The 23164-nt window shown below is 58.4% G+C and carries 19 protein-coding genes; 5 read left to right on the top strand and 14 right to left on the bottom strand.

Annotated features, from left to right (window positions below):
* Window positions 1-221: 221 nt before the first annotated feature.
* Complete coding sequence (gene serA / locus N7220_RS11340) at window positions 222-1451, top strand: phosphoglycerate dehydrogenase (RefSeq protein ID WP_283147633.1); 1230 nt, start codon at window positions 222-224, stop codon at window positions 1449-1451.
* Between the two features lie 151 nt (window positions 1452-1602).
* Here the strand turns inward: serA and ydiJ are convergent, their stop codons facing one another.
* From ydiJ to N7220_RS11305, 7 genes are all read right to left on the bottom strand, one after another.
* Window positions 1603-4644, bottom strand: coding sequence for a D-2-hydroxyglutarate dehydrogenase YdiJ (ydiJ, locus tag N7220_RS11335; protein ID WP_283147632.1), 3042 nt, complete (start codon window positions 4642-4644; stop codon window positions 1603-1605).
* A 350-nt stretch (window positions 4645-4994) separates the two neighbouring features.
* Window positions 4995-6038, bottom strand: coding sequence for a DUF1338 domain-containing protein (locus N7220_RS11330; protein ID WP_283147631.1), 1044 nt, complete (start codon window positions 6036-6038; stop codon window positions 4995-4997).
* A gap of 163 nt (window positions 6039-6201) precedes the next feature.
* On the bottom strand, window positions 6202-7239 hold the full coding sequence (gene astA / locus N7220_RS11325) for an arginine N-succinyltransferase (protein ID WP_283147630.1): 1038 nt from the start codon (window positions 7237-7239) through the stop codon (window positions 6202-6204).
* Window positions 7236-8288 (bottom strand): arginine N-succinyltransferase, encoded by a 1053-nt coding sequence (locus N7220_RS11320; protein WP_283147629.1) that lies wholly within the window; start codon window positions 8286-8288, stop codon window positions 7236-7238. The genes astA and N7220_RS11320 overlap by 4 nt, the downstream gene beginning before the upstream one ends.
* Window positions 8289-8493: 205 nt before the next feature.
* The gene (locus N7220_RS11315; protein WP_283147628.1) at window positions 8494-9726 is read right to left on the bottom strand and encodes an aspartate aminotransferase family protein; all 1233 of its coding nucleotides are present in this window, start codon (window positions 9724-9726) and stop codon (window positions 8494-8496) included.
* Window positions 9727-9826: 100 nt separating this feature from the next.
* Window positions 9827-10813 (bottom strand): GlxA family transcriptional regulator, encoded by a 987-nt coding sequence (locus tag N7220_RS11310; protein WP_283147627.1) that lies wholly within the window; start codon window positions 10811-10813, stop codon window positions 9827-9829.
* A gap of 126 nt (window positions 10814-10939) precedes the next feature.
* Window positions 10940-11710 carry an ABC transporter substrate-binding protein gene (locus tag N7220_RS11305; protein ID WP_283147626.1) on the bottom strand — a complete coding sequence of 257 codons (771 nt, stop codon included), beginning with the start codon at window positions 11708-11710 and terminating at the stop codon, window positions 10940-10942.
* Window positions 11711-12360: 650 nt separating this feature from the next.
* On the opposite strand from N7220_RS11305, the gene N7220_RS11300 reads away from it, so the two are divergent.
* Window positions 12361-12834, top strand: a complete 474-nt coding sequence (locus tag N7220_RS11300; RefSeq protein WP_283147625.1) for an Lrp/AsnC family transcriptional regulator — start codon at window positions 12361-12363, stop codon at window positions 12832-12834.
* A gap of 108 nt (window positions 12835-12942) precedes the next feature.
* On the opposite strand, the gene N7220_RS11295 is transcribed toward N7220_RS11300, so the two are convergent.
* The 4 genes from N7220_RS11295 to N7220_RS11280 all read right to left on the bottom strand — a co-directional run bounded on the left by N7220_RS11295 (window position 12943) and on the right by N7220_RS11280 (window position 15922).
* Window positions 12943-13452: a DUF1993 domain-containing protein gene (locus N7220_RS11295; protein ID WP_283147624.1), complete on the bottom strand. Its 510-nt coding sequence runs from the start codon at window positions 13450-13452 to the stop codon at window positions 12943-12945.
* 142 nt (window positions 13453-13594) lie between these two features.
* Window positions 13595-14245: a DNA-3-methyladenine glycosylase I gene (locus tag N7220_RS11290; protein ID WP_283147623.1), complete on the bottom strand. Its 651-nt coding sequence runs from the start codon at window positions 14243-14245 to the stop codon at window positions 13595-13597.
* A 191-nt stretch (window positions 14246-14436) separates the two neighbouring features.
* Complete coding sequence (locus N7220_RS11285; protein WP_283147622.1) at window positions 14437-14754, bottom strand: hypothetical protein; 318 nt, start codon at window positions 14752-14754, stop codon at window positions 14437-14439.
* 193 nt (window positions 14755-14947) lie between these two features.
* A complete protein-coding gene (locus N7220_RS11280; RefSeq protein ID WP_283147621.1) occupies window positions 14948-15922 on the bottom strand; it encodes a threo-3-hydroxy-L-aspartate ammonia-lyase in 975 nt (324 codons plus the stop codon).
* 34 nt (window positions 15923-15956) lie between these two features.
* On the opposite strand from N7220_RS11280, the gene N7220_RS11275 reads away from it, so the two are divergent.
* The gene (locus tag N7220_RS11275) at window positions 15957-16187 is read left to right on the top strand and encodes a hypothetical protein (protein ID WP_283147620.1); all 231 of its coding nucleotides are present in this window, start codon (window positions 15957-15959) and stop codon (window positions 16185-16187) included.
* Window positions 16188-16265: 78 nt separating this feature from the next.
* Here the strand turns inward: N7220_RS11275 and N7220_RS11270 are convergent, their stop codons facing one another.
* Entirely contained in the window at window positions 16266-17303 is a 1038-nt protein-coding gene (locus N7220_RS11270; protein ID WP_283147619.1) for a purine-nucleoside phosphorylase, read from the bottom strand.
* Between the two features lie 427 nt (window positions 17304-17730).
* Here N7220_RS11270 and N7220_RS11265 point away from each other — a divergent pair, with 427 nt between their 5' ends.
* Complete coding sequence (locus N7220_RS11265; protein WP_283147618.1) at window positions 17731-18411, top strand: NAD(P)H-binding protein; 681 nt, start codon at window positions 17731-17733, stop codon at window positions 18409-18411.
* Here N7220_RS11265 and N7220_RS11260 read toward each other — a convergent pair.
* On the bottom strand, window positions 18408-20291 hold the full coding sequence (locus N7220_RS11260; protein ID WP_283147617.1) for a methyl-accepting chemotaxis protein: 1884 nt from the start codon (window positions 20289-20291) through the stop codon (window positions 18408-18410). The genes N7220_RS11265 and N7220_RS11260 overlap by 4 nt on opposite strands.
* A gap of 456 nt (window positions 20292-20747) precedes the next feature.
* Between N7220_RS11260 and N7220_RS11255 the strand changes: the two genes are divergently transcribed.
* Entirely contained in the window at window positions 20748-21416 is a 669-nt protein-coding gene (locus N7220_RS11255) for a tetratricopeptide repeat protein (protein ID WP_283147616.1), read from the top strand.
* A 43-nt stretch (window positions 21417-21459) separates the two neighbouring features.
* Here N7220_RS11255 and N7220_RS11250 read toward each other — a convergent pair whose 3' ends face one another.
* Window positions 21460-23070, bottom strand: coding sequence for a methyl-accepting chemotaxis protein (locus tag N7220_RS11250; protein WP_283147615.1), 1611 nt, complete (start codon window positions 23068-23070; stop codon window positions 21460-21462).
* Window positions 23071-23164 lie beyond the last annotated feature (94 nt).

Here is a 23164-nt window from a genome sequence, read left to right as displayed (position 1 = left end):
AATTTTCACCAGGCACTGCGGACCAGTTTGCGATGTGGTTTGCCAGGCGTCTGTCAGACGTGCAACTCTTGTGCGTCAGTGGACTCCTACTTTGCTGCAGTCGCACAAAAATATTCCACATCCAGAGTCTGCAACTTGCGCTAGCCGGATCGTGTCCATCGCAAAACAGCTATTCTTGTAATCTGTGTAGTGCACTTTTTGCCAAACCAAGGTGATACCCGATGAGCAAAACCTCCCTCGAGAAAGACAAGATCCGCATTCTGTTGCTGGAAGGCGTGCACCAAAGCGCCATTGATGCCTTTCATGCCGCCGGTTATTCCAATATCGAGGCACTGCCTGGCGCGCTGGCACCGGATGAGCTCAAACGCAAGATTGCCGATGCGCATTTTGTCGGCATCCGCTCGCGCACCCAGCTCACGCCCGATGTACTGGCCGAGGCCAGCAAACTGGTGGCTGTGGGTTGTTTCTGCATCGGCACCAACCAGGTTGATCTGCATGCGGCGTTAGGCCAAGGCGTGGTGGTGTTCAACGCGCCGTATTCCAATACCCGTTCGGTGGCAGAGCTGGTGCTGGCCGAGGCCATCTTGTTGCTGCGCGGCGTGCCGGAGAAAAACGCCAGTTGCCATCGTGGCGGCTGGATTAAATCGGCCAGTGCTTCGTACGAAGTGCGCGGCAAGCATCTGGGCATCATCGGCTACGGCGCCATTGGCTCGCAATTGTCCGTGTTGGCAGAGGCACTGGGCATGCGCGTATCGTTCTACGACACTGCCTCCAAATTGCCCCTGGGTAATGCGCAGCAGATCGCCAGCCTGCATACCTTGCTGGGCCAGTCGGACATCGTCACGTTGCATGTGCCGGAAACAGCCTCTACCAAGAACCTGATGGGCGCGGAACAGATTGCGGCCATGAAGCCCGGTGCAGTGCTGATCAATGCCGCTCGCGGTACGGTGGTGGATATCGAAGCACTGGCAGCGGCGCTGGATAAAAAGTATCTGGCCGGTGCGGCCATTGACGTGTTCCCGGTAGAACCGAAAGACAACCACGAAGAATTCGCCTCACCGCTACGCGCATTCGACAACGTGATTCTGACCCCGCATATCGGCGGTTCCACGGTAGAAGCGCAAGCCAATATTGGCGTGGAAGTGGCCGAAAAGCTCATCAAGTACAGCGACAACGGCACCACCACGTCGTCGGTCAACTTCCCGGAAGTCGCCCTGCCCGCGCAAGCCAGCAAACGGCGCGTGCTGCACGTGCACCAGAACGTGCCAGGCGTGATGAGTGCGGTGAACAACGTGTTTTCCGCCAGCCAGATCAACATCGCCGCGCAGTACCTGCAAACCAATAGCGAGATTGGTTACGTGGTGATCGATATCGATTCGGGATACACCGATGACGTGCTGAAGAAGCTCAGCAGCATTCCGGGGACGATTCGTTGCCGGGTGTTGTTCTAATAGGGCGGATGCAACCCGCCCCACCCGGGCTGCATCGCCAATGTAGGGTGGGTTAGCCGGAACGGCGTAACCCACCGTTCAAAGGGGCCAATAATGGCGATCACGCCGGCCGCTTTGATTGGTGCAATGCCCCCCGTTGGGGTATTGCACCCTATGCGCTTCGCACCGCCTGCAACAACGCCTGCAAGGGGTGTCGCAACTGCACCCCATCAATCAGCTTCACCTGGCAGCGGCAGGAATACCCCGTCGCCAGCAGCATTTCTGGCGTCTCGGCGGCGGCAATCACCGGTGCCCAGCTCAACCCGTAGATCTGTTCGGACATTGGCCGATGTTCGGCCTCGTGACCATATGTTCCGGCCATACCGCAGCAACCCACTGGCTGGGTTTTGAGCGAGATGCCAAAACGCGCAAACAACTTCTGCCAGTCGCTGGATACTGCGGGGGCATTGGTTTTTTCAGTGCAATGCGGCAGCAGAGTGTAGCTACGCTCTGCCGCCACCGTGTTTTGTGGTAGTTGATCCAGCCGCCGCACCAGCCACTCTTGCAACAGATGCACCGTCGGCGCGGCGTCTTTGCCCAGCGTTTTGGCGTATTCGGCGCGGTAGGTCAGCGTCATGGAGGGTTCCAGCCCCACCAACGGAATCCCGGTCGCGGCCAGCGCCCGCAAGCTGGCGGCATTACGCGCGGCCACCTGCCCAAAGCGTCCCAGAAAACCATGTACATGCAGCGGTTTGCCGTTGGCCTTGAATGGTGCGAGCAAGGGGTTGAAGCCCAGCGCCTTGAGCAAGTCGAACAGGTCCAGCACCAAACCGGTTTCGAAGTAACTGGTGAAGGCGTCTTGCACGATGATCACCGACTGGCTGCGGCGGCCCTCATCCAGCGTCTGTAAAACCTGCGGTGTGGCCATGGCAAAACCGCGCTTACGCAGCGCTGCGACTAGATCAACGCCACTGAGCGCCGGGCTGTGGACCATGCCCAGTCGCTGCATCACCATTTTACCGGCGCCACTGCCGATTACGCCGTTGTACAGAGCGGGCCAGCGCGCCACCAGCGGCAGCATGGTTTCCAGTGAGCCCACCAGATAATCCTTGGCCGGGCGCAGATAACGGCCGTAATACAGTTCCAGAAATTTTGAACGGAACTCCGGCACATCCACTTTCACCGGACATTGCCCGACACAGGATTTACACGCCAGGCAACCCTGCATGGCGTCCATCACTTCGTGCGAGAAATCGCTCTGCCCCTGGCGTTTACGCAGTGTGTTCCTGAGCCGCCCCAGCAGATTCGACCAACCATCATGCTGGCGTAACGCCGTGGTTTCCTGCAGCGGATCGACCCCGGCCAGCGTCATTTGCCGCAGCCATTCACGCATTAGCGAAGCTCGCCCCTTGGGCGAATGCCGCCGGTCGCGCGTGCCTTTGTAGGAAGGGCACATGGCGTCGTCCGGATCAAAATTGAAGCAGGCGCCGTTGCCGTTGCAATGCATTGCCTCATCATAGTTTTTCCGCACGGCGATGGGGATCACCCGGTCATGCTGGCCGCGTGTGGGCACGGCATCAATCTTCCACAATTCCTGCCCCGGCGGCGCAGCGATTTTGCCGGGATTGAGCTGGTTATGTGGATCGAACACCGCCTTGATCTGTTGCAGCACCGGATACAACGGGCCGAAGAACTCCGGCGCGTATTCCGAGCGCACGCCTTTACCGTGCTCGCCCCACAGCAGGCCGTGATATTTGCGGGTCAGCGCCACCACGCCATCGCTAATGGTACGGATCAGTTTTTCCTGTTCCGGGTCTTTCATATCCAGCGCTGGGCGCACGTGCAGCACGCCGGCATCGACATGCCCGAACATGCCGTAGATGACGCCGTGGCTATCGAGCAGCGCGCGGAACTCGGCGATGTAATCGGCCAGGTTTTCTGGCGGCACGGCGGTGTCTTCCACAAACGGGATCGGACGTTTATCGCCCTGCATATTGGCCAGCAAGCCGACCGACTTCTTGCGCATGCCCCACAGCCGCCCGACCGCCGCATCACCCAACGCCACGGTATGGCCGCAACGGCCATGCTGGCGGCCATCGCGCTGCAAAATGCCGGTCACTTCGGCCAGTTTGGCTTGCAATGCAGTTTGGTCGTCGGCGATAAATTCGACCAGATTAACGCCCAGCGCGGGTACATCATCGTCCGGGAAAAACTCGCTCACGCCGTGCCAGACGATGTCCTGCCGCGCCAGCCCCAGTACTTTGGAATCCACCGTTTCAATCGACGATGACCCCAGCGCCATCAGCGCCGATGCATCGCGCAAGGCCGCATCAAAACTGGTGTAACGCACATTCACCAAGGCGCTGAATTTGGGGATGGGCAGCACATTGAGTTTGATTTCAGTGACCAGCCCCAGCGTGCCCTCGGCTCCGCACAGGATCGCGTTCAGATCGAACAAACCCTCGGCATTACGGATATGCGCCAGATCGTAGCCAGTGAGACAACGATTGAGTTTGGGAAAGCGCTCGCGGATCAGCTCGGCGTGGGTGTGCTGGATATCATCCAGCAGCCGGTGGATCTCGCCCACCTTGTCGGTGCGCTGTTTGGCCACGGCCAGCTCAGCATCGTTGAGTGGGGCGGAACGCCACAGCGTGCCATCCAGCAACACGGTATCCAGCGCCAGCACATGATCGCGCGTTTTGCCATACAGGCATGAGCCCTGACCGCTGGCATCGGTATTGACCATGCCGCCGATGGTGGCGCGGTTAGAGGTGGATAATTCCGGCGCAAAAAACAATCCGTGCGGTTTGAGCGCGGCGTTGAGCTGGTCTTTGACCACGCCCGCCTCAACCCGCACCCAGCGCTCGGCGGCGTTGATTTCCAGAATGCGGTTCATATGGCGCGACACATCCACCACCACGCCATCGGTGAGCGACTGCCCGTTGGTGCCGGTACCGCCACCGCGCGGGCTGATCACCAGCTTTTGAAAGCGTGGCTCACCCAACAGTTTGACCAGGCGGATCAGGTCATCGGTATGTTTGGGCGTGACCACCACCTGCGGCCAGACCTGGTAGATGGAGTTGTCGGTGGCTTGCACCGTGCGATCGGCATAACTGGCGCTCAACTCCCCCTCGAACCCACGCACGCCCAGCTCGGCTACGAAATCCAGGTAGAGCGAATTGGCAATTGGGCGGTTGGCGAGACGGGGGATCATTGGGGCTCTCATAAGGGGCGCTATTCCAAGGGAGGAGGGAGCACCAGCCGGTGGTGTTGGGCAGGACGAAAGTACGTTGGTCGTTAATCGAATCATATTGCCACGTTGTGGCTGAACCGTAGACCGGATTATGGTTTGGGGCTTCTTCGTCTGGGCCTCTTGGCAAAAGCTTGAGTGCCTGCGGCACGGTGTTTACCTATCAAACGCCTTTAAACACCCGTGCCGAAGGCACTTAACAAACAGACGTTCAACATCGGCACTTAATTGAAACATTGCCACCCCGGATTCCCGCCTCCGGCTCCATCCGGGCTACAAAACCACCGCGCCGAACCCATCCAACGAACAACGCCTCAACATGCCGCCGCGGTCATCTTGAAAATCCCCTGCGCATTGCCGCTATCAAACCGCAAATCCAGCTTCTGCCCGCCCGTCTCAGCATCAACAATCACATCCCGCGAGATGAATTCATAAAACGACCCCGGCACTACCCGCTTCACCAGCGAGCCATCAACAGCTTTAAAGGTCCGCTCCACCATCGTTGCTTTGAACGCGGTCTGGCGTACAGACCCGGCGCTGGAGACTTCTACCTTGTCTTTGATCGGCAACCCCTTGGCGCGTAAAGCATCGGCCACGGCAAATACATCCTCCACGCGATCGGTGGCATGATTAAAGCTGTTGCCCTCGGTGGCAATCCACGCCATTTCGGCGGATTCGGCCAAAAGTATTTCGTAGGCCGCCAGGCTTGGCGTAGCGTGATGCACGCCAAAGCTGTCGACCAGCGCCGGCAGCAATTCAACCGCGCCGGGAAAGCTCAGCACGCCAGTGCGGCCCAGTTGTTCCAGCAAAGCCAGATGACGGCCAGACAACGGGTCTTGCGAGCTGGATACGACCTCATCCACGGCAGCGGCAAACGCAGGAGAGAATTGATCGACGTGCAGTTCGGACACAAAGAACTGCGCCACAGATTCCGGCGCGTCCACATGGCAATAAGCTCGGCCGGTCATTTTCAGGCGTGGCAGCGGATACAAGCCGGCAACGGCGAAACCCAGCGGTTCCAGGATACGTTTGAAAGCCAGTTCGCCCACCGGCAGCGAGCCAGTGTTGGCGGCAGCTACCGTACGCAGCGCACCGTGATCAAAGACCACTTTGCCACCCGCCGCGAGCTTTTCTGCCACGTAGGCTTTGCCTTCCGGCACCGCGGCCAGATTTTTGGCAAAGAGCTGCATGTTCATGGCTTGCGCGATCAGCACGCGCGGCACGCTGTCAACCGCCGGAGTCAGCAGCACAGCGTCGACGGTGATCATGTTGAACAGTTCGGCGGTTGCGGGCTCACCAATGGTGGCGGATAGCAGTTGCCAGAGCTGGCTGGTTGCGAAAGCGGCTGGGTTGGTCATTGCCTGGTCCTCAAAAACAGTTACATGAGACGGTAGTGAAGTGGCAGGTTGCCCTGCCATGCAAAATCAAATGCCCCTAACAATCTGGTTTAACCATGTAGGGTGTGCATTCATGCGCACCGCTGCAGACTCCTGAACGCGTTCGCACGCCAGCGTGCAAACCCTACGTACTGCTCGAGTTCAACGTCATGGCCCGCACGGTGCTGCCATTGGTCACACGCAGCGCCTGAGCTTGCTCGTGATCCAGTTGCAGTAAGCCATCTTGCGGCGCTGTGTTAACCAGAATCACCCGGAATTCGGCGAGTTCACCATTGGCAACCAGATAACGCGGGCTGCCTTCAATGATCGCGGGCGGCGTATCGACCACCGCCACTTGCACCAGCACGCTGTCGTGCATCACCCGCAAGCTATCCACCCGGGCTTCCAGCACCGGACCGCCCTCAAAGATGTCGATATGCTGCTCGGCCCGCAGGCCTTCGCTTTCCAGCAAACGGCGCGCTGGTTCGGTGTCGGCGTGGGTTTTGCCGATACAGGCGCGGGCGTCATCCGGCAGAAAATCTACGTACACCGGATAGCGCGGCATCAGTTCGGCCAGGAAAGCCTTTTTCCCCATCGCCACCAGTTGATCGGCCTCGTTGAAACCGATGCGATAAAAGTGTGCGCCCAACGCCCGCCAGAATGGCGATTCGCCGTTCTCGTCAAAATGGCCGCGCATTTCGGCACACAAGTGTTCAGAAAAACGTTGCGGAAACTGCGCCAGGAACATGAAGCGGGATTTGGACAACAACGCGCCGTTGCCGGGCAAGCGAAAAGCCGGGTCCAGAAACAGCGTGCACAGTTCCGAATAACCGGTCAGACCGTGCGACATGTGCAGCTTGTCCATGCGCGTGTACAAGCCCATTTCGCGGCTGGCGTGCACAAACGTATCCATGCGATAGGTGTAAAACGGCTGCTCCAGGCCGACAGCGACTTCCAGCCCACACACGCCCACGGCCTGGCCGGTGGCAGTGTCTTCCATCATGAATAGATAGCCCTGGTCGGCCAGCGGCGCGGTGCCTTCGACGGTGCGCTGCACGCGGTCCAGCCGCGCCGATTGCACTTCACGATCCGGTTTGAGCGTGGTCATGCCGGGGCCGGCTTTGTGGGCCAGCGCCAGCAGTGCATCCAGGTCAGTGGGGCGGCAAAGTCGCATGACGATCATTGCATTTCTCCCGCACCTGACGGCGTAAACAGCGGCACGCAACGGATGGCGTCACCGTCGTTGATTTCCAGCATGTCGGCGGCGACCTGCGGCAACACCACGGGCGCAGTGAGTGGCGTTGGCAACATCACCACCACACAGCGAAATCCTTCGGTCAGCAGATTGCTGACCAGCCACGGCGTATCCGCCGCAGCGGGCTGGCCGCGCACTGCACGATGAACCGTACTGAAGCGCACCGAATGACAAACATCAAGCGCGCCAGTCAGCACCGGCCCGGCATCGAAAATATCGACAAATTTGTCCGGCTCCAGCCCTTCAGCCAGATGGCATTCGTAATTGGGCAGCACGTCGGTATGTGGCTCGCCCATTACGCGTTGCGCGTCTTCTGACAACAGCGGCACATAGAGCGGATCAACCGGCATCATCTCGGCAATAAAGGTACGGCTGCGACCACCGGATTCGATCTCCATCTGCCGGAAATCGCGTTTGAAGAACTTGTGGCCGACGCCTTCCCAGAATGGCGAATGACCAGCGGCGTCGGTTACGCCAGGCAGCACGGCAAAGATGTCGCTGGTAAAGCGCTGGCGATGCTGCGCGGCAAACATGATCCGCGCGCGTGACAACAAATGCGCCGCCAGCGAGCCTTGCTGCTGGGCGAATTGATCAACATAAAACCCGGTCAGGCGCGTGCGGCCTGTCATTTCGTGGGACATCACCAGCGCGTGAACACGGTGATTGACCTTGAGTGCGCGTGAGGCATGCACCACGACCTCGTTGCGGAACACATAAAACGGCTCGGAAAATCCTTCCAGCGCCACCAGACTGGCAGTGCCATGCAACATGCCGGTGTCGGAGTCTTCCAGCACAAACATATAACTTTCTTCGCCCGGATATTCGACCTCACCCGCCAGCGAATCAATCGAGTGGCGTACGGCTTTTTGCAGGCGGGCGCGATCTGGCGGCAACGAATGCAGGATAGGGCCAGTGGCGCGGGCCATGCGCTCCAGCTGGTCCAGATCGGACAGCTTGCTCGGTCGAACAAACAACATGGCGGGGTGGCTCCAGTGGATTGATCTAGTTCTATTTATGTTTATGTTTTGATTGTAGTGCCAGGCCGGGGACTCACCAGGCATGGCACGTAGGGCGGGTGCAACCCGCCGTTTGCCATGGCCAGCCTCTTTGTAGCCTGGATGGAGCAAAGCAGGAGTCCGGGTTAGCGGATCGCGGCGGGTTGCACCCGCCCTACACCAGCAATCACGCCGGTTGCGCAGTTTTAACCTGCTGAGTCAGCTCGGCCACGGCAGCTTCAAAACGTTGCAGGCCTTCAACCAGATCAGCCTGCGAAATAATCAGCGACGGTGCCAGACGCACTACATTCACGCCCGCGACCAGCGCCACCAGGCCGTGCCGCGCGGCTGCATTAACAAAGTCCTTGGATTTGCCATGCAACGCTGGCACCAGTTCTGCGCCGATCAGCAAGCCCTGGCCGCGAATGTCTTCGAAAATATGATATTTGGCATTGATTGCCTTCAGGCCATCGACCAGCCAGTCGTGACGTTGCTTCACGCCAGCCAGCGTTTCTGGCTTGCTGACCAATTCGATCACCTTGTCGGCCACCGCGCACACCAGCGGATTGCCGCCATAGGTGGAACCGTGCGTGCCCACCACAAACGATGCGGCGATTTTGCTGGTGGTGAGCATTGCGCCAATCGGCATGCCGTTACCCAGCGCTTTGGCCGAGGTCAGAATGTCTGGCGTAACGCCGTATTCCATATACGAGAACAGGGAGCCAGAGCGACCAACGCCGATCTGCACTTCATCAAAAATCAGCAGCGCGCCGTGCTTGTCGCACAGTTCACGTAGTTTTTGCAGGTACGCCTTGTTGGCCGGCATTACGCCGCCCTCGCCCTGCACCGGCTCGACGATCACCGCACAAGTGCCCCAGTGAATGGTGGCTTCAGCGGCGGCGATATCATTGAAAGGGATATGTGCCAGGTTGCCTGGCAGCGGGCCAAAGCCTTCGGTGTATTTGGGCTGACCGCCGACCGACACTGTAAACAGCGTGCGGCCATGGAAAGCCTGTTTGCACGACACAATCTGCGTTTTGTCGGCGTTCTGGGTGGCGGCATAACGGCGTGCCAGCTTGAGCGCCGCTTCGTTAGCTTCAGCGCCAGAGTTACAGAAGAACACGCGCTCGGCAAAGGTGGTTTCGGTCAGACGCCGCGCCAGGCGCAGTGCGGGCTCATTGGTGAATGTATTGCTTAGATGCCAGAGGCGATCAACCTGTTCGTGCAGCACGGCAGTCAGTTCCGGATGCGAATGACCCAAGCTGGTCACGGCGATGCCGCAGGCAAAATCGATGTATTCCTTGCCATCCTGATCCTTCAGGCGCGAGCCTTGACCAGAAACCGGGATGAACGCAGCAGGTGCGTAGTTGGGCACCATTACTTCGTCAAAAGTCTGGCGGTTTACAGGGGCGTTGGACATACGAACTCCAGGACACAGGCATTAGGGAGAGCCCATTCTAGAGTGGGCGGGCCAGGAGATATTTCCCAAGAGCGACAACTAACTGCCTGTTTGAGACAGATCAGCCAACTTCTGGCGTGGATATGGCAAGCGCGCGGGCACTGCCAGCAAACCGTTCTTCGCGTGGCGCCATATTGAAGTGCCCGCGGTACACCGTAGAAAAATGCGCGCCGGACGAGAACCCGCACAGCAGACCGATCTGGATAATCGATTTACCGGTAGTGCGCAGCAGATGACGGGCGTGTTCCAGCCGCAATTGCAGGTAATAACGGGTAGGCGCCATATCCAGATGCTGTTTGAACAAGCGCTCCAGCTGGCGGCGCGACTGGCCGGTGAGGCGGGCGAGTTCGTCGGTGGTCAGCGGTTCTTCCAGATTGGCTTCCATCAGCATGACCGCTTCGGTCACACGCGGTTGCTTCTCGCCCAATCGCACCATCAGTGGCACGCGCTGGCGCGCCTCGTTGGGGCGGATGCGCTCCATGCACAAGGCGCCAGCGATATCTTCAATCAGGGCATTCCCATGCTGGCGGCCAATCAGGGTCAGCAGACCATCAAGCAGCGCGGCACCACCGCCACAGGTAAACCGCTGGCGATCCAGTTCAAATACATGCTGACTGAGTAAAACGGCAGGGAAACGTTCGGCAAAGGGCACCGCATGTTGCCACTGAATGGTGGCGCGATAGCCATCGAGCAAACCGGCGCTGGCCAGCCACCAGGCGGCGGTACCCAAGCCTGCGATGAGCGGCAGATGTGGCGCCAGCCGCGCCAGTTCTGCGCAGAACAGGCGGGCATCGGCAAAGCGCTCGATGCCATCACTGAGCAGCAAGACATGATCGCCCGGCCGAACCTGGCTCAAGTTGCCGCTGACGGGAAAGTCGACTCCCTCGGTCAGCGTCAGCGCCTGACCATCTCGCGACAAGAAACTCACCTCGTACAGCGTTTTGCCAGCCAGGCGGTTGGCCAGCGCAAACACCTGGGCAGCCGCGCCCAACGCCAGCATGGAGCATGGCGATAGCAACACCAGAGCAATACGAGTGGCGGATGACATTGGCAAAAGCAGCGAAGCATTCGTCGGGGCGGGTCTGAACCAGACGCGAAACAGTAACGGGCCACTGGCGTAAACCAGCGGCCCGCACGCATCAAACCCGACGCTTTGTCAGCCTATGTGTGATGCTCAGTTGTAGATATCAAAGCTGAAGTACTTGGCGGCCAGACGCTTGTAAGTGCCGTCTTTGTGGATCTCGCCCAGTGCCTTGTTGATCTGCTCGCGCAGGTCAGTATCTTCTTTACGCAGACCGATCGCGGTGCCGTTGCCGATGGTTTTCGGATCTTCCAGATTTGGGCCAGCGAAGGCAAAACCGGCGCCGCGTGGTGTTTTCAGAAAGCCGACGTCAGCCTGCACCGCATCTTGCAAGGTCGCGTCCAGACGGCCTGCTACCAGATCAGCCAGCACCAGTTCCTGGTTCTGGTACGGCACCACGGTCACGCCCTTGGGTTCCCAATAGGCTTTGGCATAGGTTTCAGCGGTAGTGGCTTGTTCAACACCAATGCGTTTGCCAGCCAGTGCTTCGGGCTTGGGCTGCAGGGTCGAACCCTTTTTCGCCACCATGCGTACTGGCGCATTGAAGAGCTTGTCGGAGAAAGCAATGACTTGCTGGCGCTTTTCTGTCACTGACATCGACGACAAGATGCCGTCAAATTTGCGCGCTTGCAGGCCAGGAATCATGCCGTCAAAGTCGTTTTCAATAAACACGCATTTGGCTTTGAGCTTTTCACAGACTGCTTTGCCCAGGTCGATATCAAAGCCGATCAGGCTGCCATCGGCCTGTTTCGATTCAAATGGCGCGTAGCTGGCATCCACACCAAAACGGATGGTGGTCCAGTCTTTGGCACAAGCACCGGCCATGGCCAGGCCCAGTACCACTGCAAGGGTCAGTTTCTTCATGTTGTCTCCGTGGGGTGAAACCCGGGCAATCCCGAGCGATCCAGAACGCCGAGAGGGCAAAGCCGTCTGACAATCACGTTGCGATGTCAGGTCAGACAGCATGTGGATTGATGGTTTCAGCAAACCGGAATGACGACAATTGCGGATAGCCCGAAAGGCGGGTCGATGCTGCCGTGCAAAAACGGCCGGGAAATTGGCAACAAACGTATTGGAATCAATCAGATAAATAGTTGATTGCAACAAACAAAGTCATTGTCTGGTGCCCGTCGCTGGTCGACTTTGGCAATTAGATGTCGCATTTGCGAAATTGCCACCACGTACTTACACCCCAGCGCAGCGCTCACTGTCGCCAAAAAGGCGCAGAGCGGCGGGTTCCATCATCCCGTGAGTGTTGCGCCTGGCAGTGAGTTGGCCGACGTTCACTCTGACCCGCCATGGTAAGGCGAGCATGACACCCGATCCGCGCTGGTGGCGGGAGGGGACACTCGCAACAGACATGATGATCTGCAGGATTGCCCGGGCATGACAGTCAGAAAAATATACCGTCAGCGGCACGGAACAGGCTTTTTGATTTGGCTTGCCTTCACCAAAAATCTGGAAGAATATTCTTCATATTAATGAATAATATTTAGATTCTTCTGAAGGTGGATATGAACGCTCGAAATCATTCACTCGACCAGCACGACCGCAAGATTCTGCGAGAGCTGCAAAAGAACGCCCGGCTAAGTAATACCGAGTTGGCTGAACTGGTAGGCATGTCCAGCACCGCCTGCTGGAACCGCACGCGCCAACTGGAGGCGGAGGGTTATATCCGTGGCTACGTGGCGCTGATCGATCAGAAGAAAATGGGCTTTGCCGATATCGTGCTGGTGGAAATCACCCTGGACAGTCACGAAGACACCGCGCTGGCGCGGTTTGGCGAAGAACTGGCGGCATTGCCGGAGGTGCTGGAAGCGCACCTGGTGTCTGGCGAATATGACTATTTGGTCAAACTGGCGGTGGATGGCACTGCAGGATATGAACGCTTTTTACGCGAAAAGCTGTACCGGATTTCCGGCATTCGCCACAGCCGGTCGATGTTTGCGTTGCGTTGTATGAAGAGTATTCCGTCGGTTCAGGTCTGATAACCCACAACCTGGCCCGACAAAACTACGGCGGGCCAGATATCGGCCCGCCGCAATCAACATACTCATTCGCCTCCGATCAATAACCCGACCGGTGGCTCAATGGGCTCAAACCGCGCCCATGTAATCCTTCTTGCCCAGTTCCACGCCGTTGCTGCGCAGAATGTCGTAGGTAGTGGTGACGTGGAAGAAGAACTGCGGCAGGCCGTAACTGAGCAAATAAGCCTGGCCAGTGAATTTCTTCTCTTTCGGTGTGCCCGGGCGCAAGACGATCTCGCGAGTTTCACCGCCTTCAAACAGCGAAGGCTCGATGCTGCTGACAAACGCCAGCGTCTTTGCCACGCGCGCTTGCAGCTCGGCGAAGGTTTGTTCGGTGTCTTCGTACGCCGGCACTTCAACATTCGCCAGGCGAGCGGATACACCCTTGGCAAAATCGCTGGCGATCTGCACTTGTTTGGACAGTGCAAACATGTCCGGGAACAATCGCGACTGCAGCAGTACGAGCGGGTCAATATTTTTTGCCGTAGCGTGGGCTTCGGCCTTGGCCAGAATGTCGTTCAGGCTACCCAGCATTTGTTTGAAAACAGGCACGGATGCGGCGTACAGCGAAATGGACATGACTTATTCCTGGTTGAATGACACGCCATTATAGGGATCAAACCGCAGCCATTTCGCGTCGCAGCAATTTCGTTTTGGCAACAATGAGATAGCTCACACCGCCGTTACCCACTGGCGGCTGGCACCAGTGAGAAGACGTGGTCTATTGCGGAACGACAAACGTAGCACGCGCGCTGATAACCTGCTGCCGGGTGATGCAGCCTTCCTGATGATCATTCACCAGACCCATGGCCTGCATCAAGGCGTACATGGTGGTGGGCCCGACAAAGCGCCAGCCGCGCTTTTTCAGATCACGGCTCAGTGCATTTGATTCGGGTGATGTGGTCATCGTGCGCAGGTAATCCGGCGTGACCAGCTCGGGACGGCTGGCGGGATGAGGCTCAAAGCGCCAGAAATAAGCGGCCAGCGAGTTTTCGGTTTCCAGCAATTTGAGCGCGCAACGCGCATTGTTGATGGTGGCTTCAATCTTGCCCCGATGCCGCACAATGCCCGCGTCGGCCAGCAAGCGCTGGATATCAGCGTCATCAAAACGCGCAATCTGTTCGATCTGGAAATTGGCGAACGCTGCACGAAAAGCTTCGCGCTTGCGCAAGATGGTGATCCAGCTCAGGCCCGACTGAAAACCCTCCAGACAGACCTTCTCGAACAGTCGCCGGTCATCATCGACCGGAAAACCCCATTCGTTATCGTGATAATGCTGGTACTGCGCCGAGGCCCCGCACCAGCTGCAACGCGCCGGTTCGATCAGGTTGGTATCGGCGGACTGCGCCAGCGTAGAAGAAGAACCAGCCATCGGTGACGCGCTCCAGAAGCTATGTCGATAACGCGACATAATCCGCGCAACACAGCCGATAAAGCAATCCGCTTGTTGCGCCAGTATGCCCGGCGCGGCCATGCGCTGATCGGCGTTCCGGCTTGCAACAGACACAAAAAAGCCCGCGCAAGCGGGCTTTTCATTCACATCACAGCCTTGAGACGATTGGCTTAGTTGCTGGCAACGCGGCCTGGTTGGGCGTTGATTTGCGCAGCGTAGTTTTGGGGAGCAGCAGCAGCACGTTCCCATGCCGGTACGTTGGCAGTGTCAGTTGCTGGAGTGACAGCGCGGAAAGCAAATTGGGCGCGGCCAGGTTGTTGGTTGATTTGCGCAGCAAAATTCTGCGGTGCGTTGGCAGCACGTTGCCATGCCGGTTGTTCAACACGTTGGGCACGTTGGGCGACATTGTCACTATCTGCAGCTTGAGCAGAGAAAGCAGCACCGGCGGCAACAACAGCAAATACGAAAGAAGCAGCAAACTTGTTCATGATGGTTCTCCAGAGTTTAGGTTTGGCTGTCGTTTGTGTTTCGACATTGGAGCCCATCTTATGCCGCTAAATTACGTAGAAAAACTACAGATTCGTTGAAACAATGTTTCCTGATTATTGATAAATATCAATCATATTGATTCATTGATAATTATCAGCAGATTCTGATAAGCACTCGCTCCGAGCTACAAGGTCAGGCCGGCTCTGCCAGCAAACTGCAAAACCGGGTGAGATCGATATTGCCGCCGGTAATCAGCACGCCAACACGCTGGCCGGCCAGTGCCGACTTGAACTGCCGCACCGCCGCCAGCCCCAGGCATCCGGTCGGTTCAACCATCAACTTCATGCGAGTAGCAAAGAAGCGCATGCTTTCGATCAGTTGCGCGTCGCTCACGGTGTGGATATCGGCGACATCGCGGCGGATGATGGCAAACGGAATTTCGCCCGGCTGCTGCACCTGCGCACCGTCGGCAATGGTGTTTGGGGTTTTGATCGTCACAATGTGCCCGGCGCGCAATGACTGCTGCCCATCGTTGCCCGCCTCGGGCTCCACGCCATAAATCTGGCAAGCAGGTGCAAGCGCGCGCGCCGCCAGCGCTGAACCCGCCAGCGCCCCGCCGCCACCCATGCCAATAAACAATGCGTCCAGAGGCCCGGTTTCTTCCAGCAACTCCTTCACCGCCGTCCCCGCTCCGGCGATCACATCCGGATGATCAAACGGTGGAATCAGCGTTAGCCCTTGCATCCGCGCGAGCTCGCGGCAGATTTGCTCGCGGTCTTCGCGATAGCGGTCATAAAACACCACTTTGCCGCCATAACCTTGGGTTGCCGCCACTTTGACCGCCGGAGCGTCCTGCGGCATGACGATAGTGGCCGGAATACCCAGCAGCTTTGCTGCCAGCGCAATGCCCTGCGCGTGATTGCCCGACGAAAAACAGATCACCCCGGCCCGCCGCTGCGCGTTATCAAACCGCGCCAAGGCGTTGAACGCGCCACGAATCTTGAACGCCCCCATGCGCTGCAGGTTCTCGCACTTGAAAAACACCTGCGCGCCCACTTCGGCATCCAGCTGGCTGGAAGTGAGTACCGGCGTGCGATGCACATGCCCTTCAATGCGCGCTGCGGCGGCCAGCACGTCGGCGTAGGTGGGCAAGTCAGACGGGGTCATCGGGCGTCTCCGGGATTATTGAAATACTGCGCTCATGATAGGAGGGACTTCACGGCGCGTATCGCAACAGAATGCGCAAGAGCGGGACGATACAGACAAAAAAGTGCGTGACGCGGCCCGTCGTCATCTTCAGCCACTGCAGACTTGCGCTCTGCACCACGGCGGCTCACGGCAACGCCGCCACATCGCCCCCGGCGGGCACGACAGCAATTACTGGAACGAGCAACGCAAAATGGATTACCTGGTGTTTTATGCCGGGCAATAAGCTGCAACAGTAAATCAGCGACGGCACATCTCACCAGTATCGGTGCCGTCTCGCTGCATCCCTGCAATCAACCGCGTGTCACTGCGCCGGTACCCCATCCTTCCACTGCGCCCAATCCTTGACGATGGACTGGACCAGCGGATATCCGGCCAGATACAGGTTTTGCACGGCAGGCACAAAGCCGCCTTGTTCCTGATACTTGAGCAGGTTGTCGGCATCCGAAACGCCTTCTGGCGGTCGGTCAAAGTCAGAGCCGGTGCGCAATACTGCGACGCGGTTCAGGTCAGTCAAACCGGCGGAGGCGCCGCGTTTGAGGGCTTCGTAGGTCGCGTTGTCTTCTTGCTGGGTGGTGCAATAAGTGCCTTTGCCGTCAGTCAGCAGCTTGGTCCAGTCGCGAGCGCGCTCGCCCAGTTTGGTGCCAGAGAACCAGGTGTCGCCAGCCAGCGTGTCACACTGGATAACGGCAGGCGGCTGGTTGGCCGGAGCGTAGGTGTAGCGGGCGCGAAAGGCAGCGGCTTCTTTGCTGTCGACCAGTTTGGCATCTTTGGATAAAGCCACGGCCCGTTGCAGTAGCGACTCGTTCAGTTGAAAGACTTCGGTGCGGTAATCCAGCGGCGGTTTTTCATCCGGGCTCTTGGTGTTGATGCCCAGATAACCGGTTTTCCAGCCCGCCGGGATTTCCCGCGCATCCAGTTCCCACTGAATGCCAAAATCCACCAGATAGCGCGCCCATGCGGCAGAACCCACCGTGCCTTGCTGTGGATCGATACCGGCGATCCCGGCGATCAGGAAATACGTTTTGCGCAGATCAAACTGGCGTGACCAAACCAGTGCAGACACGGATGCCGCCGCGTTGGCGTGGCCCATGCCGGTCGTCATCAGGCAAATACCGTCGGCAGTGCAACTCACCGCCGGGTAGTCGGGCGACAAACCGGGCACGGCCACTTTGCGATTGAACTTGAGGTGATCCCGCCAGACCTGCCCTTCCGGCCCGAACATGGAAATGATCATGACTTTAACCGGCTGTGAGTGGGTTACTGGTGCAGCCTGAACCGGGCCGAGACTGAGCAATGTGAGCGCCGCTATCAGGCTGGCACGCAGTGTTAAATGGGGCATGAAGAGATCCGTTGAGCAGTTGAAAACGGAACCAGCGGCAGCTGCGCTGGTAGCCATAAAACATCGTTGCCAAGGCTAACCGGCCGGTCCAACGCTGCCAATGGCCCATGCCATATAGCGGACATCCGCCTTTTGCATGTCATCCGGGCTTTGGCAAGCCTCACGTAATGGCAGGCGCTCACCCACTTTAGTCAATGCGCCGAGACTTGCCTTGCGGATGCAGGCTTGCAATTTGACAAGGTCATCACAATATTTATTATTGAGCGCTTACTCAATCATAAATAACACCCGACATACAAACATGCCTGGAACTCATAGCGTGATGGGCCAGGTTTGCAATGTGTTCGGCTCGTACCCACGGCGAGTTGGTGATCAGCAATCCGCGTGCGCCATTCACTGGCCGCGCCATTTAGCAGCGAGCAAAACAATGAAAGTGATTCTATTGGGCGCCACCGGCATGGTCGGCCAGGGTGTATTGCGAGAATGCCTGCGGGACCCGGCCGTAGACAGTGTGCTGTGCGTGGGTCGCAACGCCACCGGGCAGACGCACCCCAAACTGCGCGAACTGGTAGCGGCAGATTTATACGATCTGTCCGCCTTTGCCGAGCAGCTCAGCGGTTTTGATGCCTGCTTCTTTTGCCTGGGTGTGTCGTCCGCCGGGATGGCCGAGGCGCCTTATCGCCGCATCACTTATGACCTCACGCTTGCCCTCGCGCAGTTGCTGGTGCGCCAGAACCCGGCGCTCACGTTTATCTATGTTTCCGGTGCCGGAACAGACAGCAGCGAGCATGGGCGTGCAATGTGGGCACGGGTTAAAGGGGCAACCGAAAACGCGTTATTGAAATTGCCATTCCAGGCCGCTTATATGCTGCGCCCCGGGGCGATTCAGCCACTTCACGGGGTAAAGTCGAAAACCGGCTGGTATCGGGCCATCTATGTGGTGGTTGGGCCGCTGCTGACCACCCTGCGCCGGGTCTGGCCGCAATACATCACCACCACGGAACAAATGGGCCGGGTCATGCTCACACTGGCACAGCGGGGTTATCCACGGCCCGTGCTGGAAACCGTGGATATCAATCAACTCACCGTTGAGTCTGCCCCCGGCTAAATGTGGAACTTGCTGAACAGCTGGCGCAAGAAGGTCGCCAGTTCGTTCAGATGTTTGACGCTATCTGTCGCGCGTTGCAGCGAGGCATCGGTTTGCAGCATGCGACTGGTGATGTCCTCCGCACTTTGCGCCATGGCCGTGGTGGCTTGCTGCTGCTCTTTGGTCGATAGCGCAATCTCGCCCATTTTCTGCATCACACCATCCATGTTCTCGCGGATCAAGCCGATCTTGCTGGCGGCATGGTTGGATAGTTGCACGCCCCGTTTCACCACATTGTGGGTCTGTTGCATGCTGCCCACGGCGCCGTCGGTTTCCGTGCGGATCGCCTCAATCATGCCGGTAATTTCCAGCGTCGCGGCACTGGTGCGCTCGGCCAGTTTGCGTACCTCATCGGCCACCACGGCAAATCCACGGCCCTGCTCGCCCGCCCGCGCGGCTTCAATGGCGGCGTTCAGCGCCAACAAATTGGTTTGATCGGCAATCTCTTTGATGACCCGGATAATGCCGCTGATTTCCTGCGCACGCTGGTTCAGGTGGTCCAGCAAACTGGCCAGAGATTCCACTTCCGACGCCGATTTGCCCACCTCTGCAGCGACTTCATGCACGGTGGAGGCGGACTCTCCCGACAGTGCGCCGGTACTCTTGACCAATTGATCAGCATCCGTGGCATTGTCGGCAATGTGCGAAATGCTGACGGTGATTTCCTCAATCGTGGCCGCGTTAGTGGCCGCCAGATCAGACAGTTTTTCGGAATCCGCCGCCAGCTCACGCAGCACGCTGTTGATCCCTTCCACGCCGGTGGTGAGGCTGTCACTTTGCTGCTGAATATCGCGGAACATGTCGCGCAACTGGTCGGTAAAGCGGTTGAATGCCTGCGCGGTCTGCGCAATTTCATCATCGCCGGGGATATCAATCTTGCGCGTCAGATCACCGCCGCCTTGGGCTATTTCCTGCATGGCCTGACGCACGCGGATCAAACCCGACAGCATGTTGCGGATTAGCAAGCTGGCAATCGGCAACACCACCGCCAGCACAATCACCAGAGCGGCAATGCATAGCTCCAGCATCTGGTTCAACGGCGCCAGCGCGGCCGATTTATCGATCACCAGCGCCAGGAACAGGTCCGATTGCTCAATCGGCTGCAGATAAAAGAACTTTTTGGCGCCACCAATATTGGCTTCATGCAGATTGCCGTCGGCAATGCTGGCGAGTTGATCGCCTGGCAAATCCTTGCTCAGGTCCGATACCGATTTGAGCACCATCCCGGCGTCGCTGTGCGCCAGGATTTTGCCGTCTTTACCCACCAGAAACGCATAACCGTCGCCGGTCAGCTTGATATTCAGCACGTCTTTGACCAGCGCCGACAGATAAACATCCCCCGCCACCACGCCTTTGAGTTGCTTGCCCGCGTCTTTGACCGGCGCGGCAAAAGACAGCGTCAGTTGCTTGGTCGAGGCATCGATATATGGCGCCGTGAGAATCAGCTTGTCGTCGCCCACCGCCTGTTTATACCAGGGTCGGCTGGTGGGGTCGTATCCGGCCGGAAGATCCAGGTTGTGACCTTGCACCATCTTCTTGTCGGTGGTGCCGAAATAGACCGAATCAAACGTGGAACTCTTTTCAGCCTGCGTCAGGATGGCTGACTCATCGCCAGTCGCCGCGCCGATCATCTCAGCCACGCCGCCGATGACACGTTGTTTGTCCTGAATCCAGTTGCGCAGCACCACGTTGTAACCGGTGCCCACCCCACGTATCTCGTTGTTCAAACCCGCCACGATCTCGGTGCGCATTTTGTAATACGCGGCCCCGGCAAGGATGGAAGTGGTGACCACGGTCAGGATCACCATAAACAGAATCAGTCTGGCACGCAGTGAACGCATGAAAGGTCCGTCCCTGAAGCGGTAATTAACCTGCATCTGCCAATGGGCCGCTGGCTGACCTGGAACGGCGTCATTGGCACTTGTTTTTCGAAATGGGTCTGGCAGCCCGGTCACCGTTTTCCGGCTCAGTCCAGGGCTGGTTTGAGTGTAGATGAAGGCTGTAAGGTTTGCGTAGCATGTTGCGGTTCAAGCGTATGCAGAACGCATAACCGTAAGCAAAATACAACGCCACGCCTTACTTGCAGGCTGCCCGGAGTGGCGTCACTCTCAGTTGAGCCGACGAACGGAAGCGCCCGAGACGCTGGCCACCATTCGCCTTGCCGCAGCCGTTGTCGTAACCGGCACAGTCACCGCGCCATATGCCATATATAGGGTGGCTTGAAGGCGCCGCGACGTCAGCGCAAGCACCCGTGCGCGACTAAACAGATAGTTGAATCCCGGCTACTGGATGACTCCATGAAAAAAATCCTGCTCCCGCTATCCGCTTTATGTCTGTTGATATTGAGCGCCCCGACTCTGGCTGCCGACCCGGCATGGCTGGCCTATGAGCGCGGTGACTATGCCAAAGCGTTACCGGCCTATCGCCAGGCCGCGCAAAAGGGCAAGCCGCTGGCCGAGTACAATTACGCGATGATGCTATGGCGGGGCGAAGGCACGGCGGTGGACAAAGACAACGGCCTGCTGTGGCTGCGCAAGGCAGCGGAGCATCATCTGGCACAGGCCCAATACGCACTTGGGTTGCTGTACGAGAATGGCGATCATTTGCCGCGCTCACAACCCGATGCCACGCAATGGTTTTTGCTGGCAGCCCGACAAGGCCACACCGCTGCCCAGACCAGCGTCGCCACACAATACTTCCTGGGACGAGGCGCGCCTAAAGATATGGTGCAAGCCGCGCGCTGGTATGAAAAAGCCGCGGAAGGTGGCGACGTGGGCGCGCAATATATCGTGGCGACCATGTATGAAAAGGGTGATGGCCAACCGCAGGATCTGGTCGAAGCGTGGCGCTGGTATCACGCAGCGGCGCTGCAGGGCGACCCGGCTGCGGCGATCCGTGCGCATGATCTGGGTGTGCGTCTGAAGCACGCCGCAGCGGCCAGCAAACCCGCCGCTAACGTGCAATAAACTTTGGTGAGACCTCCGCGCCGGAGCGCCTCACCACTTTGCATTACAGCCGGAAGCGACCCGCCGTGGTACGCAGTTCCAGCGCCAGGCCTTCCAGCCGCTGCACCGAATCGCGCGCGTTGCTGACCGATGCATCCGACTCTTCCACCATATTGGCGATGCGCTCGATATGCCCGGCGATGCTGTTGCTGGCCTCGCTCTGCTCTTTGGTTGCGCCTGCCACTTCGCGGATTTTATCGAGGGTGCCCGCCGCACTCAGGCTGATCTCGCGCAACGATGTCGCCGCGCGTTCAGCCAGCGCAACGCCGGTTTCCACCTGCGCGCTCACCTGATTCATGCCGCCGACGGCTTGTTCGGTATCACGCTGCACCGTTTCAATGGTGCGGGTGATATCCTGGGTTGCGGTGGTCGTGCGTTCAGCCAGCTTGCGCACTTCGTCGGCTACCACAGCAAAACCACGACCTTGCTCACCTGCCCGTGCCGCTTCAATAGCGGCGTTCAGTGCCAGCAAATTGGTCTGATCGGCAATATCGCGGATCACCTTGGCGATGCCATCAATTTCGCGGGAGCGATCGACCAGACCATGAATCTGCCCGGCGGCGCTGCCCACCTTTTGCGAAATCTGGCGGATTTCATCGGCTGCGTCATGCACCAGTTGCTCACCTTCGGTCGCCAGATGGACTGATTGCTGCGAACTACCGGCGCTGTCCCCGGCATTGCTGGACACGTGGTTGATGCTGACTGTCATTTGCTCGACCGCCGCCGCCGTACTGGCGGTGAACTCGGACGATGCGCGGCTGCCTTCGCTGATCTGGTTCATCTGGCGCGTAAGTGACGTGGCCGCTTCAGCCAGGCTGCTCGCAGCACCATTAAAGCGCTGCGCCATATCACGCAGGCCGTCCTGCATGCGGCTCATGGCCCCGAGCAGGCTGTCGCTGCGCCCGTCGACCTTGATCTTGCGCGTCAAATCGCCCGCAGCAATGGCAGTGGCAATTTCGCTGGCATAACCAGGGTCACCGCCAAGCTGCCCCAGAATCCGCCGCGACATGCTGATCAGCAACGCGGCCACAATCGCCAGCACCACGCAGACCACGCCTAGCATGACGCCTGCCTGTTCCCAGAAAGCGGTATCAATATCATCAATAAAGAAGCCAATGCCGATGATCCATTGCCACGGCTCAAACTTGACCACGCCATTAAGCTTGGGCAGTTCGGTCTTGGAGCCAGGGCGGGCGGTCAGGATATTCATCAGGCCGATGCGGTCTTTGGCCAGCGCATCGTTGTAGAGGTCTGAGGTGTAGCGGCCATCCGGCATCTGTGTGCCCTTGTCGATCTTGCCGACACGGGCCGGGTTGGGGTGCACGATCATCATGTTGTCGGTGCCGCGCACAAAGAAATAAATATCCTTGAAGCGCATGTGGCCTAACGCTGTCTTGGCGCGTGCCTGCGCTTCATCGTGCGACAACTTGCCGGAAGCCTCTTCACCCTGGTAGTAGGTGACCAGCGCCACCGCTTGTTCCAGCGCAGTACTAATCTGACCTTGGCGGTCAGCCATCATGGCATGCCGCAAACTCACCAAACCCACTGCGGATACCAGTAACAAACCGGCCAAAGCAGCCCCAATGATAATCCAGACTCTGGTTTGCAACTTCATGGCAGCCTCATCAATCAGAAAACGGTTATGCAGATGGAATGGTGTGGATTGTAAGTCTACCCAGTGTTTATGACCAAAAACTGCATAAAAGTCT

It is taken from the genome of Silvimonas soli (genome assembly GCF_030035605.1).
Lineage (GTDB): Bacteria > Pseudomonadota > Gammaproteobacteria > Burkholderiales > Chitinibacteraceae > Silvimonas > Silvimonas soli.
Note: the sequence above shows the minus strand (reverse complement) of the source record. Positions and strands in the feature narration are given on the sequence as shown.